We start from the raw sequence: 15,852 nt of genomic DNA on the forward strand, positions 1-15,852 counted from the left end.
GCGCCTTCCGCTGATCGCGGGCCCCCGCCGAGCACTGTCTGACACCGACTCGGATGTCGAGAACTTCCGCCAGGTCTTCCAGAGCCATGTGATGTGTGCCATGTTACATCGCACACGCCATAGACGTGTACACGACAGAGTTGAATCCCCATCAACTCCCCTTGTCCGCACGGCTCTTACTCCACGTCCGCCGTGTTGCCAGCACGGCGGCAGACCGGCTCGGAGGCCCACCCCCCATGCGAAGTTCCCCCACCACGAAGGGCCGCGTCCGGCCCCTCATAGCCGCGCTGGCCTGCTGCCTGGGCCTGACCCTGCTCGCCCCCGCCGGCCAGGCCTTCGCGCGCGAGCCGAAGCCCGCCGCCCCCGCGCCTGCCTGGAAGCCGGGCGCCGTCGCCCCGCAGCCCTCCACCGAGTCGGCCGCGGCCGCCGCCCTGAGAGCGGAGCACGCGACACGGCCGAACACTGACCTGTCCGAGCGCGCCCCGCTCCGGGCCACCGCCAAGGACCTGGCGCAGAGCGAACAGCACGGAGCCAAAGCCAAGTTGGCGCCCAGTACGGGTGCGGGCGCCGGTGTCGGCGCCCTGGCCGCGGCCTGCAACGTCTCCGACTTCACCTCGAAGACCGGCAGTGCGCTGGTCCAGCAGATCAAGGCTTCCGGCCTCGACTGCGTGAACACCCTGTTCCAGCTCAAGGGCCCCGACGCGAAGGCCGCCTTCCGCGAGGCGCAGATGGTCTCCGTGGCGGACGCCCTGCGCTCCGCCTCCGCCGGGTACCCCGGCGACAACAGCACTTCGACCGGGCAGCTCGTGCTCTTCCTGCGCGCCGGGTACTTCGTGCAGTGGTACAACGCGTCCACCGTCGGCACCTACGGCCCGGCCCTGAAGAGCTCGATCCAGGGCGCCCTGGACGGCTTCTTCGCCTCGCCGCGCTCCCGGGACGTGACCGAGGCCAACGGACAGACCCTGTCCGAGGCGGTCGTCCTGATCGACAGCGCCCAGGAGAACGCGCGCTACCTCGGCGTGGTCAAGCGGCTGCTGACCGGATACGACTCCTCCTACGACGGCTCCTGGTCGATGGTCGCCGCGGTGAACAACGCCTACACCGTCCTGTTCCGCGGCCACCAGACCGCCGAGTTCCTGCCCGCCGTACAGGCGGACCCGAGCATCCTCACCGTGCTGCGCGACTTCGCCGTCGCCCACGACGGCCTGCTGGGCACCGACAAGGCCTACCTGACGGCCAACGCTGGCCGTGAACTGGGCAGGTTCCTCCAGCACCCCGAGCTCCTGGGAACCGTACGGCCGCTGGTCAAGCAGCTCCTCGACCGCGGTTCGATCACCGGCCGCACCGCCTCCCTCTGGGTGCCGCTGGCCGAGATGACCTCCTCGTACGACGCGGCCAACTGCGCGTACTACACCACCTGCGACCTGCCGAACCGGGTCCGTACCGCGGTCCTGACGGTCAATCACACCTGCAGCCCGAGCCTGCGGATCGTCGCGCAGCAGCTGACGGCCGCCGAACTGTCGGCCACCTGCACCAGCCTGGCCAACCAGGACGCCTTCTTCCACAACGTGGTCAAGGTCGGCGGCGCGGTCGCGAACGACAACAACACCACCATCGAAGTGGTCGTGTTCGACTCCAGCACCGACTACCAGACGTACGCCGGAATCATCTTCGGCATCAGCACCGACAACGGCGGCATGTACCTGGAGGGCGATCCGGCCGCCGCCGGGAACCTGCCGCGGTTCGTCGCCTACGAGGCGGAGTGGGTTCGGCCCGAGTTCCAGATCTGGAACCTCAACCACGAGTACACCCACTACCTCGACGGCCGCTTCGACATGTACGGCGACTTCGACCTGGGCATGACGACCCCGACCGTGATGTGGGTCGAGGGCTTCGCGGAGTACATCTCGTACTCGTACCGCAACGTCACCTACGACCGGGCGGTCACCGAGGCCGGCAAGAACACGTACAAGCTCAGCACGCTGTTCGACACCACCTACGACAACTCCGACCAGACCCGCGTCTACCAGTGGGGCTACCTGGCGGTGCGCTACCTGCTCCAGTCGCACCCGCAGGACGTGGCCACGCTGCTCGGCCAATACCGCACCGGCAACTGGGCCGCCGCCCGCACCCTGCTGACCTCCACGATCGGCACCCGCTACGACGCCGACTTCGCGGCCTGGCTGGCCAGGTGCGCCGCCGGTGACTGCGGGGGAACCACCACGCCGCCGGGCAACCAGGCCCCGGTGGCCGGGTTCACCAGCGCGGTGAACGGTCTGGCCGTCAACTTCACCGACGCCTCCACGGACGCGGACGGCACGATCGTCTCCCGTTCATGGAACTTCGGTGACGGCGGCGCCGGTTCCACCGCCGCCAACCCGGCCAGGACCTACGCCGCGGCCGGCACCTACACCGTGACCCTCACCGTCACGGACAACAAGGGCGCCACCGCCAGTATCAGCAAGGCGGTCACCGTGGGGTCCTCCGGGCCCGCCGAGTGCACCAACACCGACGTCCGGGTGCTGGGCGACAACTGCCGCCGTTCCAACGTCTCGGCCACGGCGGGCAACTACAGCTACTTCTACCTGAACGTCCCGGCCGGCACGGCCTCCCTCAAGATCTCCGTGTCGGGCGGCGCCGGCAACGCGGACCTCTACTACAGCCCCACCAACTGGGCCACCACCGCCAACTACACCGCCCGCTCGGTACGGAAGGGCAACACCGAGACCCTCACCATCGACAACCCCCCGACCGGCTACGTCTACATCAGCCTCTACGCCGCCCAGGACTTCGCCAACACCACCGTCTCCACCCGGTTCTGAGCCCGAACCCGACCCCGTTGCCGGCCCCCGTCCCCCTCCGGAGGGGTGGGGGCCGGCCCGGTGTCACATTCGGCGGCCCCGCTCGGTCCTCTCTGTGGAAGCTGGAGATCCGAGGGAAGGAACCGTCAAGATGAAGGCCGTCATCGTCTGCGCCTCCGTGTCGCACGGCAATACGCGTCGTGTCGCCGACACCATGGGCCGGGTACTGGGTGCGCGGGTCGTCGCCCCCGAGCAGGCCGACCCGGAGGAGCTGGCCGGAGCCGACCTGCTGGGATTCGGCTCGGGCGTCTTCCACGGCAGGCTCCACCCCCGCCTGACCGCCGCCGTCGAGGCGCTGCCCGCCGGGCGGGGCCGGGCGTTCGTGTTCGCCACCAGCGGGCTCCCCGAGCTGCCGTTCGCGCCCTTCACCCGACCGCTGGTCCGCCTCCTCGAAGCCAAGGGCTTCGCGGTGGCCGGGAGCTTCTCCTGCCGGGCGTTCGACAGCTGGGCCCCCTTCAAGCTCGTCGGCGGCATCAACAAGCAGCGGCCGAACCCGGACGACCTCGCCGCCGCCCGGGCCTTCGCGGAGCGCCTGCGCGACGGGGCGGGGGCACGGCCCTGACCGAACCGCCGCATCACTCCAACGGGGGCACCGGGTGTGCGGCGGGGGCGTGCATGGCGGACATTGCGCTAGGACGGTCCCGTCCCCCGTCAGCGGCACGATAGGGGTAGCGGTGTACTACAGCAGCGGAAACCACCTACAACCAGTACGAGTCGATGGTGCTCCCGCTGACCCGGTGGCTGACCGACCAGGGTGTGACGCTGTGCTTCGAGACCGAAGTCACCGACGTCCGCTTCGACATCACCGGGGAGCGCAAGCAGGCCACGCGCATCGAGTGGCTCCGCGCGGGCGAGCCGGGCGGGGTCGACCTCGGCCCCGGCGACCTCGTCTTCACGACGATCGGCTCGCTCACCGAGAACTCCGACGACGGGGAGGCATCGTGACGGTCCGGGACTCCGGCTGGCTGCTGAGTTGGACGGTCGACCGAGATCGGCGAGCTGTTGAACCGCTACAACCTCATTCCCGAGGTGGACGCCTGATCGGTGGCGCGCCGGGCCGGCCTTCAGGCGGGGCGTCCGTCGCGCGACAGGTGCGCGAGGTACGCCTCCGGGTCGGGGCCGTGGGCCCGGTCCTGGGCTCCGTGGCGGACGTGGGTCAGCTCTCCGGCCGGGCCGATGCGCAGCATGGTGGTGGCCGCGTGGGCGGCGTCGGGGTGGCGCAGCGCGTCGGCGTCGACGACGGTGACGCCGGGCCCGAACATCTCGCCGGCCCCGGCCGCGGTGGCCGCCGGGGGCTGTCCCGTCCGGTTGGCGCTGCTGACGTAGAGGTGCGGGAAGCGGGTCAGCAGCCCGGAGAGCGGCTGCCAGTGCGCGCCGAAGAGCAGGAGGTGGCCGGCGCGCAGGGCCGGTGCGGTCCAGGCGGAGGGCGCGGCGTCCGCGCGTACGGGCACCAGGAGCGTGACCAGTTCCTCGCGCAGCAGGACGAAGGCGGTGTGCAGGGCGTCGGGCGCCAGGTCGAGGTGCGGGCCGAGGTCGCTCCAGGTGGTGTCGTCGTGGACCCACAGGGCGACGTCCTGGTCGGTGGGACGGCCCTTGGCCGTGTTGACGGCCCGGGGGGTGGTGGCGGTGACCACGTAGGTGAGGGGGCTGGGGTTGGGCAGGATGGCGGCCTCTCCGGCCCGCAGTGCGTGGACGGCGGCGCCGAGGGCGAGAGGGGTGTCCGGCATGGGAGGTTCCGTTCAGGGTGCGGGTGTGGCGGCCGTCAGGGTGCGGGCGTGTTGGCCGTCAGGCCTCGGAGGTAGTCGGCGAAGTCCTGGTCGGGGACTACGGCCTGGTTGAGGCGGTAGGCGCGGTCCTTGACCCAGGCCAGGGCCCGGCCGGTCTGGTCCGCGTCCAGCCCGTGTCCCAGGCGCTCGGCGACGGCGAGCAGTACGCGACGGCTGGCGAGGTGGGTCAGGACCACGGTCGGTGCGAGGCCGAGGAGGCTTTGGGGGTCGTAGGGCTGGAAGGTGCCCGGGTGCGTGAAGGGGGTGCCGGTGGAGATCGTGGCGACTCCGGTGCCCACGATGGGGGTGGTGACGGTGAGGGGCACCCCGGTCTCCTCGGACACCATCCGGGCGATGCCGGGCAGCCGCGTCAGGTCGGGCGGTGTCCACCACGGCTCGCAGTCGGGGCCCAGTACCTGTGCGGCCTTGTTCCGGTCGTGCCCGAGGAGGAAGAGCAGTTGTTCCGTGGCGACCATTCCGCTGCGCTCGGCCATGCCCAGCCACGAACAGGCCGCGACCCGTGCTCCGCTCTCGAGTGCGGCCAGGGTGTTGGCCAGGCCTAGGCCGAGGTCGTTGTGGAGGTGGGAGACCAGGACGGTCTCCTGTCCCGCGTCGGCGGCGACCCGTTGGAAGAGCGCCCGGGTCTGGCCGGGCAGCAGGTCGCCGACGGTGTCGGCCAGCACGATCGTGGCCGCGCCCTGCGCCGTCATCAGGCCGGCGTACTCGGCCACCAGGGCGTGGTCCGCGCGGGGAGCGTCCACCAGGCAGACGTCCACCGCCGTGCCGTCCGCGCGGTCCACGGCCTCCTCGACCACGTCCAGGCCGCGCTCCAGGGCCGTCCGGGCGTCGCTGTGCACGAGGGCGCGGGCGGTGGCTTCCGAAGCGGCCACGATCACCATGATCCGCCCGTGCGCCGCACCTCGTACCGCGCCGAGCGCGAGGCGTACGTCCTGCACCGTGCCCCGGCAGATCGCGGACGGACTGACCGATCCCTGTGCCTCCAGTGCGACCTGCCGGGTCGCCTCGTACTCCTGCCCGCACACGGAGGGGAATCCGGCGGCGAACACCACGTGCCGGGGGCCGTCGGCCCCGAACACCGCTCCCTGCTCGCGGGCGAGCGCGACCCGGAAGTCCGCGCTCATCAGGGTCTTCGCCTGGGCCCCGTCCCGTGCCGACTCCTCGAAGAGGACGACCCGTCCGGCTCCGGCCGACTCCCGTACCACGTCCACTGCGGACACCCCCCAAGCTCCTGTTCCCGCCGGTTAGTTGACCGTCGCTCTCCGCGACGGTCCGCCCAGGTGGATCGTACGGCGGCGCCGGGGTGCGCGCGGCGAAGCCGAGAAAAGTGTCCCGGCCACGCAAGTCTTTGGGGCCTGTTCATCCGCGCGTGACCTGCGCCTCCCCGGCACGACGGGGTACTGGCGCTCGAATGGACCTCCAAAGGTCTGGACCACCTGAGACGCGCCAATCCCGTGTCTCATTCGGCTTGTTGATCGTCCCGCAACAAATGGTCTATACCTTTGACGCTATGGTGGCCACCTGAAACGGGCGCATAAACAGCCGTGGGGGGCTTTATGACCTTGTATCACCTTCCGCAACCTCCTTCCGACGAAGAGCTCTACTGGTACTTCGGCCCGCAACGGCGCTGGGTCCTCATCAGTACCTCGCTCGCCTTCGTCTTCACCGCGGCGACCATGTTCACCTTCGCCCTGCGCACCCCGGCCCTGTGGGCCTTCCTCGCCGTCCTGGGCCTCAACGTCGTCGCCCTCACCCTCTCCTCGGTCAACAGCCTGCGCCAGCGCCGGCTGACCCGGCCCTCGCACGAGGTCCTCGTACGCGCCTGGCAGCCCGCCCGACTGCCGCGCGTGGACCTGTACTTGCCGACCTGCGGAGAACCGCTGCCCGTCCTGGCCAACGCCTACCGCGCGGTGGCGGACGTCGACTGGCCCGACGCACTGACCACTTGGGTGCTGGACGACGCCGACCGGCCCGAAGTCGCCGCGCTGGCCGCCTCGTACGGGTACGAGTACGTCGTGCGCCCCGACCGGGGGCACCTGAAGAAGGCCGGCAACCTCAACCACGCGCTGACGCTGAGCGACGCCGAGTTCATCGCCATCCTCGACGCCGATTTCGCACCCCGGACCGATTTCCTGCGCCATCTCGTCCCCTACCTCGCCGACCCGGCCGTCGGCATCGTGCAGAGCCCGCAGTGCTTCGACACCGACGAGACCATGGGCTGGATCCAGCGGGCCGCCGGCTCCGCGCAGGAGTGGTTCTTCCGCTGGATCCAGCCGTCCAGGGATGCCAGCGACGCCGCCATCTGCTGCGGCAGCAACGCCGTCTACCGGCGCAGCGCCATCGACCTGGCGGGCGGCTTCGCCCGCCTCGACCACAGCGAGGACCTGTACACCGGCCTCGCCCTCCACGAACAGGGCTTCCGCACCCTGTACGTACCGGTGCTGGTCGCCAAGGGGACCTCCCCCGACCAGGTCACCTCCTTCGTCAACCAGCAGTACCGGTGGGCGATGGGCAACCTCCACCTGATCGGCACCCCCGTACTGCGGCGGATGGGCGCGCCCTGGCGGATGAGGCTGTGCTTCTACGAGGGCGTCGTCGGCTACCTGGCCGCCGCCGTGAACACCTTCGCGGCGCCGCTGCCGCCCCTGGTGATGATGTTCTGGTACCCGGACCACATCCGGCCCTGGCACGTCCTGCCGCTGCTCGCCCCGCTGTGGCTCTGGCACGTGCTGCTGCCGCGGATCAGCCGGACGCGCTGGCGGGTGGAGGTCATCCGGGCGAACGTCCTCACGAGCGTCGCCGCCGCCACCGCCTTCCTGCACACCCTGCGCGGCCGCAGCGCCGACTGGGTGCCCACCGGCGCCCGGGGCCCGTCCTCCTCCGGCGGGATGGCCCGCCGGGTGATCGGCGTCTCGCTGCTCTGGCTCGTCCTGTCCAACGGCGCCGCCGCCGCGGGCCTCGCGCGGGCCGTGGCCCGCAACGGCTGGGAGCCCAACTGGGGCCTGCTCCTGTACTTCCTGGTGCAGTGCCAGATCAACGGCCCGCTGATCCGCGACCTGATCTCCGAGCTGCGCCCGGCTCCGGCCGCCACCGCCCCGGCGCCGGTCACCGCCCGCCGGCGCGGTCCCGTACGGGCCTTCGCGTCGGCCCGCTCCGGCGTGCTGCCCCGCCGCTGGCCCGAAACCCTCGCCGCCTCGGCGGTCCTCCTGCTCACCGGCCTGGTGGCATCCGGGTGGGTCAACCCGATGCTTCCCTGGCTGAGTTGAAAGGCTTCACCACCATGCCGTTCCCCCTGGCACCCGGCGCGCACCGCGACCACCGGCGCGCCGCCGAGCCACCGCCGGGTCCCCCGGCGTCCCCGTCGCGCCCCGGCGGCGAGTCGGGACCCAGCCCGCACCGGTCCGCCTTCCGCCCCGACATCGAGGGGCTGCGCGCCCTCGCCGTTCTCGCGGTCCTCGCCTTCCACGCCGGGGTTCCCGGGCTCGCGGGCGGCTTCGTCGGCGTGGACGTGTTCTTCGTCGTCTCCGGCTACCTCATCACCGGCCTCCTCGTCCGGGAGGCGGTCACCACCGGCCGGATCCGGCTCCTGGACTTCTTCTCCCGGCGGGCCCGAAGGCTCCTGCCCTCCGCCGCCGTCGTGCTCGCCGCGGTGGCCCTGGCCGGGGCCTGGCTGGCCGTCCCGCTGCGCCGTGCCGACCTGGAGCACGACGTGGTCGCGGCGGCGCTCTCCGCCGCCAACTGGCGCTTCGTCGCCCAGCGGACCGACTACCTCGCCGCCGGGCACGACCAGAGCCCGCTGCTGCACTTCTGGTCCCTGGCCGTCGAGGAGCAGTTCTACCTCCTCTGGGCACCCCTGCTCGCCCTGATCGTGCTCGGGGTGACCCGGTCGGTGCGCCGCGGCCGCGCCGTGCGCTCCGCCGTGTGCCTCGCCGCCGTACCGCTGACGCTGGGGTCGTTCGCGCTGTCGCTGCGGTGGACGGAGCATTCCGCCTCGCTCGCCTACCTCGCGACGCCCTCGCGCGTCTGGCAGTTCGGCATCGGCGCGCTGCTGGCCCTGCTGCCCTGGCACCTCATGCGCGGACCCCGCCCGCTGCGGCTGCTGTGCGGCTGGGCCGGGGGCGCGGCGATCGTGTGGTGCGTGGTCTCGTACGACGCCTCCACCCCCTATCCCGGCTGTGCGGCCCTGGTGCCGACCCTGGCCACCGGCGCCGTGATCCTCGCCGCGATACCCGGCCGGGGCGAGCGCACCGCGATCGGCGCCCTCGGGGTCGGCCGGCTGCTGGCGGGGCGGGCGTCCCGGGCGGTGGGGCGGCTCTCCTACAACCTGTACCTGTGGCACTGGCCGGTGCTCGTGCTGGCCGAGGCCCGGTTCGGCTCGCTGGGCTGGCCCGTGAAGGCGGCGCTCACGCTGGGCGCCGCACTGCCGGCCTACGCCACCATGCGCTGGGTCGAGCGACCGCTGCGCCGCAGCCGCACCGTCTCCGAACTCCCGCGCCGCGGGCTGTCGGTGGGCGTCACCGCCGTCGTACTGCCCGTCGTGCTCGCCCTCGTGGTGGGCACCGCGACCCTGAACCTGCTAGGTCCGGCCGCGCCGGTCCGGCTCAGCGGCCTGCCCCCGGGCGCCGCCTCCGGCCCCCACCTGCTCGCCCGGACGGACGCGGCGCCGCTCCAGGACGGCCCCGTGGTCCCCGGGCCCGCCCAGGCGCGCAAGGACTTCCCGCCGGACGGTGACTGCGAGGTGGCCCCGGCGGTGACCCGCAGCCCGGACTGCCTGTTCGGCGCGGTGGACAGCCCGGACCGGATCGTGCTGCTCGGCGACTCGCACGCGGGCCAGTGGTTCTCCGCGATGCTCGCCATGGCCTCACAACGCGGCTGGGCCCTGCAGGAGTTGGTCAAGCAGGGCTGCCCGCTGCCCCAACTGGCCGTGGACAGCCCGCAGCTCGGCCGCGCCTACCGGGAGTGCGACACCTGGCGGGCCGACACCCTGGACCGGCTGCGCAAGCAGCCGAAGCCCCGGCTCATCGTGATCTCCTCCCTCAACCGCTACACCTCCGACTCCCAACTCCTGTCGGCGGCCTGGGAGAAGACCCTCGAACCGCTGCGGGCGATCGGCGCGCCGATCGTCTACATCGAGGACACCCCCGTACCCGGCGCGGACGTCCCCGCGTGCGTCTCCGGCAGCCCCGAGGTCCCCGACGCCTGCGCGTTCAGCCGCGGCAACGCCCAGCAGCCCGATCCGCTGGCCCGGCGGATCGCCTCCGGCGCGCTGCCCGGCGTACGCGCGGTCGGCGTGAACGAGGTCCTGTGCCCGGGGGACGGCCCGAGCTGCCCGGCCGTACTGGACCGCATCCTGCTCTACCGGGACGACGCCCACCTGACCAATGTCGCGGTCGTGGTCCTGACCCCCCGGCTGGAGCGGCTGCTCACGCAATCCGGGGCCCTGCCCGCCGTGGCCGCGGCCGGGGCACCGGGGGCGGCCGGGTGGACCGAGCTGCTGCGCGAGGACTTCGACGGCCCCGCGGGCAGCAGCCCCTCCGCAACCAACTGGATCCACGACACCGGCACTTGCTACCCGGGGTGCCCCGCGCCCCAGTGGGGCACGGGCGAGATCGAGACGATGACCGACTCGACCGAGAACGTCCGCCTCGACGGCAAGGGGGTCCTGGAGATCGTCCCCACCCGCACCGACGGCCGGTGGCGGTCCGGGCGCATCGAGACCAGGCGCTCCGACTTCGCGCCGCCCCCCGGCGGCACCCTGCGCATCGAGGCCTCGATCGCCCTGCCCGAGGTGACCGGCGCGAAGGCGGCGGGCTACTGGCCGGCGTTCTGGACCCTCGGGGCTCCGTTGCGCGAGGGGTACACCGGCTGGCCGGGCGTCGGGGAGCTCGACGTGATGGAGTCCGTCAACGGGCGGGACAGCGTATACGCCACCCTGCACTGCGGGATCCTCGAAGGCGGCCCGTGCAAGGAGCCGGCGGGGCTGGGCTCGGGGCCCCGGCCGTGCGAGGACTGCCGCTCGCGGTTCCACTCGTACGCCGTCGAGGTGGACCTCTCCCCCGGCGGCGAGGAGGTGCGCTGGTACCTGGACGGCCGGGTGCACCACCGGGTGGCGGCCTCGGCGATGGACCCGGACGCCTGGAAGCGGGCGGTGGACCACGGACTGTTCCTGATCCTCAACGTGGCCATCGGCGGCGGCCTCCCCCTCGCCGACGGCGCCGCCCCGGGCCCGGACACCGAACCGGGCCACCCGATGCGCGTGGACAGCGTCACGGTCTCCACCCGGGCCCGGCCCTCCTAGGTCCGGACGTCACGGTCCCATCCTTCTCCGGTCGGGCACGACTCGGCCCGGCTCTGCCGGATCCGCGGGGAAGGGTGGGACAGTGGTGGGCATGTGCGGCCGATACGCCTCGTCCCGGGCACCGGAAGACCTCGCGGGCCTCTTCGACGCCCGGCTCGACTCCGGTCGGGCCATCGGGCCCTCGTGGAACGTCGCCCCCACCGACGAGGTGTGGGCGGTACTGGAACGCGCCGCGAAGGACACCGGAGAGGTCCTGCGGCAGCTCCGCCCGGTGCGATGGGGTCTGGTGCCCTCCTGGGCCAAGGACCCCGCCGTGGGATCACGGATGATCAACGCGAGGGTGGAGACCGTCCACGAGAAGCCGGCCTACCGGCGGGCCCTGGCCAAGCGGCGGTGCCTGCTTCCCGCGGACGGCTTCTACGAGTGGGTCGCCGTGCCGGCCACCGGGTCGGCCAAGGCGTTCAAACAGCCCTACTTCATCCGCCCCGAGTCCGGATCCGTCATGGCCATGGCCGGGCTGTACGAGTTCTGGCGCGACCCCGCGGTCGCCGACGCGGACGACCCGGAGGCCTGGCTCACCACGGCCACGATCATCACCACCGAGGCCACCGACGCGGCCGGCCGCATCCACCCGCGGATGCCGCTGGCCCTCGACCCGGGCGACTACGAGGCCTGGCTCGACCCCGCCCACCAGAACGCGACGGGCCTGCGCGCCCTCCTCCACACCCCCGCCGACGGCCGCCTGGCGGTGACCGCCGTCTCCACGGCCGTCAACAGCGTCCGCAACAACGGCCCCCACCTGGTCGCCCCCGGCACCTGACGCAACCTCGTCCGCAGCACCGTAGGACCGGGCCAGGGCCCCCGGGTCAGGTGCCCTGGGACAGGTCGTGGCCGGTGACGGCGCGGGCGTACGAGCGCAGGGCGGCGACGACTTCCGCAGGGGTGCGGCGCCCGGCCAGGACCTCCATCTGGTAGCCGTCCTCCATGGCGACGAAGTTCGCGGCGAGCAGCCGGGGCGGGTCCTGGAGTGCGAAGTGGCCCTGGGCCTGGCCGAGGACCAGGATGCCCGAGTACACCGCGATCTGGCGTTCCGTCAGCGCGCTGTCCAGCGCCGCCGCCCTCGCGTCGCGCAGGCAGCGCGGCCAGTACTCGAAGAGCAGTCGGGTCAGCGCGTCGTCGGGGCCGCCGGCGACGCCGTTGTCGATGCAGGCCCGCAGTTTGTCGCGGGCGTCCTCGAAGCGGTCCGCGGCCTCTTCGCGGTCCTGGCTGTAGCGCTCGATGGCCTGCTGGTACGTCGCGTGGACGAGGGCGTCCAGATCCCCGTAGTACAGCACCGCGGCGGGCGTGACGCCCGCCTCCTCCGCGACGTCGCGCAGCCGCAGGCCCTCCAGCCCGCGTGCCACTACGGCGCGCTCGACGGCCTTGCCCAGCTCCGCCCGGCGGTTCTCCTTGCTGCTGCCCTTCCTGGCCGCCACGCCACCCCTCCCAGAGGTTCTCTCTATATCTGGCTTTAACAATAACGATCCGGCTCTTGACGGTCCAGGACACCCGGTCTTAAATCTGCGTTTAACAAACCGCGCCACCCTCCACCCCTCTGCGGCCTCCAGGAGGCACCATGACCGATCCGACCGACACCGGGGCGAGAACCGGGCCGGCGCCCGCCCCCGTCGGCAAGGGGCTGCGCGCCGGTTCCGTGGGCCTGCTCGCCTCCGTCACCCTCGGGCTGTCGTCCGTGGCACCGGCGTACAGCATCGCCGTCACCCTCGGCTTCGTGACGCTGACCGTCGGGAACCTGGCCCCCGCCGCCCTGCTCCTCGGCTTCCTGCCCGTCCTGCTCACCGCGTTCGCCTTCCGCGAGCTCAACCGGGAGATGCCCGACTGCGGAACCACCTTCGTATGGACCACCCGCGCTTTCGGGCCGGTGACCGGCTGGCTCGCGGGAGGCTGGGTGCCCATCTGCGCCACCCTCATCGCGATGACCGCCCTCTCCCAGGTCGGCGCCGGATACCTGCTGCGCCTCCTCGGCCTGGACTCCCTCGCCGACAGCGGCACGGCCGTGACGGTCACCGCCGTGCTCCTGCTGGCCGCCGTCACCTCGATCGCCTACCGGGGGCTGCAGCTCGCGGCCTCCGTCCAGTACGTGCTGCTCGGCCTCCAGCTGCTGGCCCTGCTCGGCTTCGGCGTCACCGCCTTCGGCCGGGCCGGTGCCGCCACCCCGTCCCTCGCCTGGCTCAACCCCTTCGCGTTCGACGACCTCGGGTCACTGGCCGAGGCCGTACTGCTGTGCCTGTTCATCTACTGGGGCTGGGACGCACTGATCACGGCCAACGAGGAGACCCGCGACGGCGACCGCGTTTCCGGCCAGGCCGCCGTCCTGTCGACCGTGGTGCTGCTCGGTACCTACCTGTTCACCGCGTTCGCGGCGATCAGCTTCGCCGGCACCGGCACCGAGGGCATCGGCCTGGGCAATCCCGACAACGCGGCGGACGTCCTGAGCACCCTCGCCCCACCCGTACTCGGTACCGCCCTGGCCAAGGCCATGCAACTGGCCGTCTGCGTCTCGGCCGTCTCCGCGCTGCTGACCTGCCTGGTCGGCAGCTCCCGCGGCACCCTGTCCATGGCCTCCCACGGAGCCCTGCCGTCCGCCCTGGCCCGCATCCACCCGCGCCACCGCACCCCCGCCTTCGGAACCCTGTGCTTCGGAGCGGTGGCGGCCTGCCTGCTGGTCCTGCTCACGCTCGTCTCCGGAGACTTCCTCGGCGACGCCATCCTCTGCATCGGGCTGCTCATAGCCTGCTACTACGGCACCACCGCGCTGGCCTGCGTCTGGCACTTCCGCGAGCGGCTGCGGGACTCACCGCGCGACATGCTGCTGCGCGGGGTCCTGCCCCTGGTGGGCGGCGTACTGATGCTGGCGGCCTTCGCCCGCAGCGCCCACGACATGTACGACCCGGCCTACGGGAGCACCTCCTTCCACGGCATCGGCGGGGTCTTCCTCCTCGGAGTCGGCTCGATCGCCGCGGGCGCCCTGGCACTGGCCGTCGTCCGCACCCGCTTCCGGCGCTTCTTCCGCGACGGCCGCACCTCCGTCGCCGACCCCGCCCGCACCGTCGCCGAACCCACCCTCACCAAGGACTGACGAAACCCATGCGCACCCTGGCCATCGCCGCCCTGCAGACCAAGCCCGTGCCCCACGACCTCGAAGCGAGCTGGCAGCGCTTCGACGAACAGATCCGCGCCACGCGCGAGCTCTTCCCCCACGTCCAGCTCGTCGTCGTCCCCGAACTCCTGCTCGCCGCCGAGGGCCTGCTCCTGAGCCCGGCCCCCGACGACTGGATGGAACGGGCCGCCGTCACGATCCCCGGACCGCTGACCGACCGGATCTGTGCCCTGGCCAGGGAGACCGGGCTGTGGCTGATCCCGGGAAGCCTCTACGAGCGCGCCGAGGACGGCCGCATCCACAACACGGCCCTCGCCGTCTCCCCCGAGGGCGAGATCCTCGCCCGCTACCGCAAGGTCTTCCCCTGGCAGCCCTACGAAAAGGCCGTGCCCGGCCACGAGTTCACCGTCTTCGACATCCCCGGCGTCGGCCGGGCGGGCCTGGCCATCTGCTACGACGGCTCCTTCCCGGAGACGGTCCGCCAACTCGCCTGGCTGGGAGCGGAGATCATCATCCAGCCCACCCTGACGCCCACCCGCGACCGGGAGATGGAGCTGGTCTGCGCCCGCGCCAACGCCTGGACCAACCAGGTGTACGTCGTCAACGTCAACGCCGCCGACCCGGCCGGGGTCGGTGCCAGCGCCGTCGTCGACCCCGAAGGTGCCGTACGCCAGCAGGCCGGGCCCGGCGAGGAGGTCCTCGTCGACGTACTGGACCTCGACGCCGTCACCCGGGTGCGCCGCTACGGATCCACCGGCATCAACCGCCCCTGGAACCAGCTCGCCCGGTACGGGGAATCGATACCCCTCCCGATGTACGGCGGCGCGACCTTCCGCACCCCGCACTGGCTGAAGGAGGAGAGCGGGACCCCGTAGCACCGCCGCCGCGTCACCCGGTGGCCGTCGCGCTCAGCGGATCGAGCTCGCGGCGCCGCCGGCTGATCGAATCGGGGTCCCATCCCGGACGGGGTACGGAGGCCAGCAGCAGCCGCGTGTAGGGGTGCTGCGGGTCTCCGAGGAGCTCCGCGACCGGGCGGTGCTCCATCGTCAGGCCGCGGTACATGACGAGCGCCTCGTCGCAGACGTAGCGGACCACGGCCAGGTCGTGGCTGACGAAGACCAGGCCGATCCCGGTGTCGCGCCGGATGTCGGAGAGCAGGTTGAGCACCTGGGCCTGCACCGACACGTCCAGGGCGGACACCGCCTCGTCCAGCACCAGGACGGCCGGTTCCACCGCCAGTGCCCGTGCGATCGCGGCGCGCTGGCGTTGTCCGCCCGAGAGCCGTCGGGGCAGCGCGGCCGCCTCGCGGTCACCGAGGCCGACCTGGGCCAGCAGCTCCTTCACCCGGGCGGCACGCGCCGTCCGGTCGGACATGCCGTGCAGCCGGAGCACACCGTCGATCGTGGCGCCGATGCTGATCCGGGCGTCCAGGGAGAGGTAGGGGTCCTGGAAGACGATCTGGACGGCCTTCGCCCTCGCCAGCCGCGCCGGCCTCCCCCGTACGGAGTCCGCCAGCGGCCGGCCCTGTACGAGGATCTCCCCCGCGTCGGGGCGTTCGAGCCCGACCAGCATCCGGGCCGTGGTGGTCTTCCCGGATCCGGACTCCCCCACGATGCCCAGTGCCCCGCCCGCCCGTACCGAGAAGGACAGGCCGTCCACGGCGACGACCTCCTTCCCGCCGGTCCGGTAGGTCTTGCGCAGGCCGCGCACCCTGAGCAGCTCCGGGGCGCTGTCCGTTCCCGGCTCGCC

The 15,852-nt window shown here is 72.3% G+C and carries 11 protein-coding genes and 1 pseudogene; 8 read left to right on the forward strand and 4 right to left on the reverse strand.

What is annotated here, in order from left to right; translation table 11 throughout:
- Positions 1 to 236 precede the first annotated feature (236 nt).
- The 3 genes and pseudogenes from AC3IYJ_RS03655 to AC3IYJ_RS03665 form a co-directional block, all read left to right on the forward strand.
- Positions 237 to 2,822: a collagenase gene (locus tag AC3IYJ_RS03655; protein ID WP_489399893.1), complete on the forward strand. Its 2,586-nt coding sequence runs from the start codon at positions 237 to 239 to the stop codon at positions 2,820 to 2,822.
- 130 nt (positions 2,823 to 2,952) lie between these two features.
- Entirely contained in the window at positions 2,953 to 3,423 is a 471-nt protein-coding gene (locus AC3IYJ_RS03660; protein ID WP_489399894.1) for a flavodoxin family protein, read from the forward strand.
- Between the two features lie 134 nt (positions 3,424 to 3,557).
- A pseudogene (locus AC3IYJ_RS03665) lies at positions 3,558 to 3,806 on the forward strand (oleate hydratase); the annotation flags it as partial.
- A gap of 119 nt (positions 3,807 to 3,925) precedes the next feature.
- On the opposite strand, the gene AC3IYJ_RS03670 reads toward AC3IYJ_RS03665, so the two are convergent.
- Together AC3IYJ_RS03670 and AC3IYJ_RS03675 are read right to left on the reverse strand one after the other, a co-directional pair.
- Positions 3,926 to 4,588 carry a hypothetical protein gene (locus AC3IYJ_RS03670; RefSeq protein WP_489399895.1) on the reverse strand — a complete coding sequence of 221 codons (663 nt, stop codon included), beginning with the start codon at positions 4,586 to 4,588 and terminating at the stop codon, positions 3,926 to 3,928.
- Positions 4,589 to 4,623: 35 nt separating this feature from the next.
- Positions 4,624 to 5,865: a 2-isopropylmalate synthase gene (locus tag AC3IYJ_RS03675; RefSeq protein ID WP_489399896.1), complete on the reverse strand. Its 1,242-nt coding sequence runs from the start codon at positions 5,863 to 5,865 to the stop codon at positions 4,624 to 4,626.
- Positions 5,866 to 6,201: 336 nt separating this feature from the next.
- On the opposite strand from AC3IYJ_RS03675, the gene AC3IYJ_RS03680 reads away from it, so the two are divergent.
- The 3 genes from AC3IYJ_RS03680 to AC3IYJ_RS03690 all read left to right on the forward strand — a co-directional run bounded on the left by AC3IYJ_RS03680 (position 6,202) and on the right by AC3IYJ_RS03690 (position 11,763).
- Positions 6,202 to 7,911, forward strand: coding sequence for a glycosyltransferase family 2 protein (locus tag AC3IYJ_RS03680; RefSeq protein WP_489399897.1), 1,710 nt, complete (start codon positions 6,202 to 6,204; stop codon positions 7,909 to 7,911).
- 14 nt (positions 7,912 to 7,925) lie between these two features.
- A complete protein-coding gene (locus AC3IYJ_RS03685; protein WP_489399898.1) occupies positions 7,926 to 10,943 on the forward strand; it encodes an SGNH hydrolase domain-containing protein in 3,018 nt (1,005 codons plus the stop codon).
- A 91-nt stretch (positions 10,944 to 11,034) separates the two neighbouring features.
- The gene (locus AC3IYJ_RS03690) at positions 11,035 to 11,763 is read left to right on the forward strand and encodes an SOS response-associated peptidase (protein ID WP_489399899.1); all 729 of its coding nucleotides are present in this window, start codon (positions 11,035 to 11,037) and stop codon (positions 11,761 to 11,763) included.
- A 46-nt stretch (positions 11,764 to 11,809) separates the two neighbouring features.
- Here AC3IYJ_RS03690 and AC3IYJ_RS03695 read toward each other — a convergent pair whose 3' ends face one another.
- Entirely contained in the window at positions 11,810 to 12,418 is a 609-nt protein-coding gene (locus AC3IYJ_RS03695; RefSeq protein ID WP_489399900.1) for a TetR/AcrR family transcriptional regulator, read from the reverse strand.
- Positions 12,419 to 12,558: 140 nt separating this feature from the next.
- Between AC3IYJ_RS03695 and AC3IYJ_RS03700 the strand changes: the two genes are divergently transcribed.
- Both AC3IYJ_RS03700 and AC3IYJ_RS03705 read left to right on the forward strand, forming a co-directional pair.
- On the forward strand, positions 12,559 to 14,082 hold the full coding sequence (locus AC3IYJ_RS03700) for an APC family permease (protein WP_489399901.1): 1,524 nt from the start codon (positions 12,559 to 12,561) through the stop codon (positions 14,080 to 14,082).
- An 8-nt stretch (positions 14,083 to 14,090) separates the two neighbouring features.
- On the forward strand, positions 14,091 to 14,978 hold the full coding sequence (locus AC3IYJ_RS03705; protein WP_489399902.1) for a carbon-nitrogen hydrolase family protein: 888 nt from the start codon (positions 14,091 to 14,093) through the stop codon (positions 14,976 to 14,978).
- Positions 14,979 to 14,991: 13 nt separating this feature from the next.
- On the opposite strand, the gene AC3IYJ_RS03710 is transcribed toward AC3IYJ_RS03705, so the two are convergent.
- On the reverse strand, positions 14,992 to 15,822 hold the full coding sequence (locus tag AC3IYJ_RS03710; RefSeq protein ID WP_489402677.1) for an ABC transporter ATP-binding protein: 831 nt from the start codon (positions 15,820 to 15,822) through the stop codon (positions 14,992 to 14,994).
- Positions 15,823 to 15,852: the final 30 nt, after the last annotated feature.

The sequence above is a fragment of the Streptomyces sp. GL_140 genome (genome assembly GCF_057834465.1).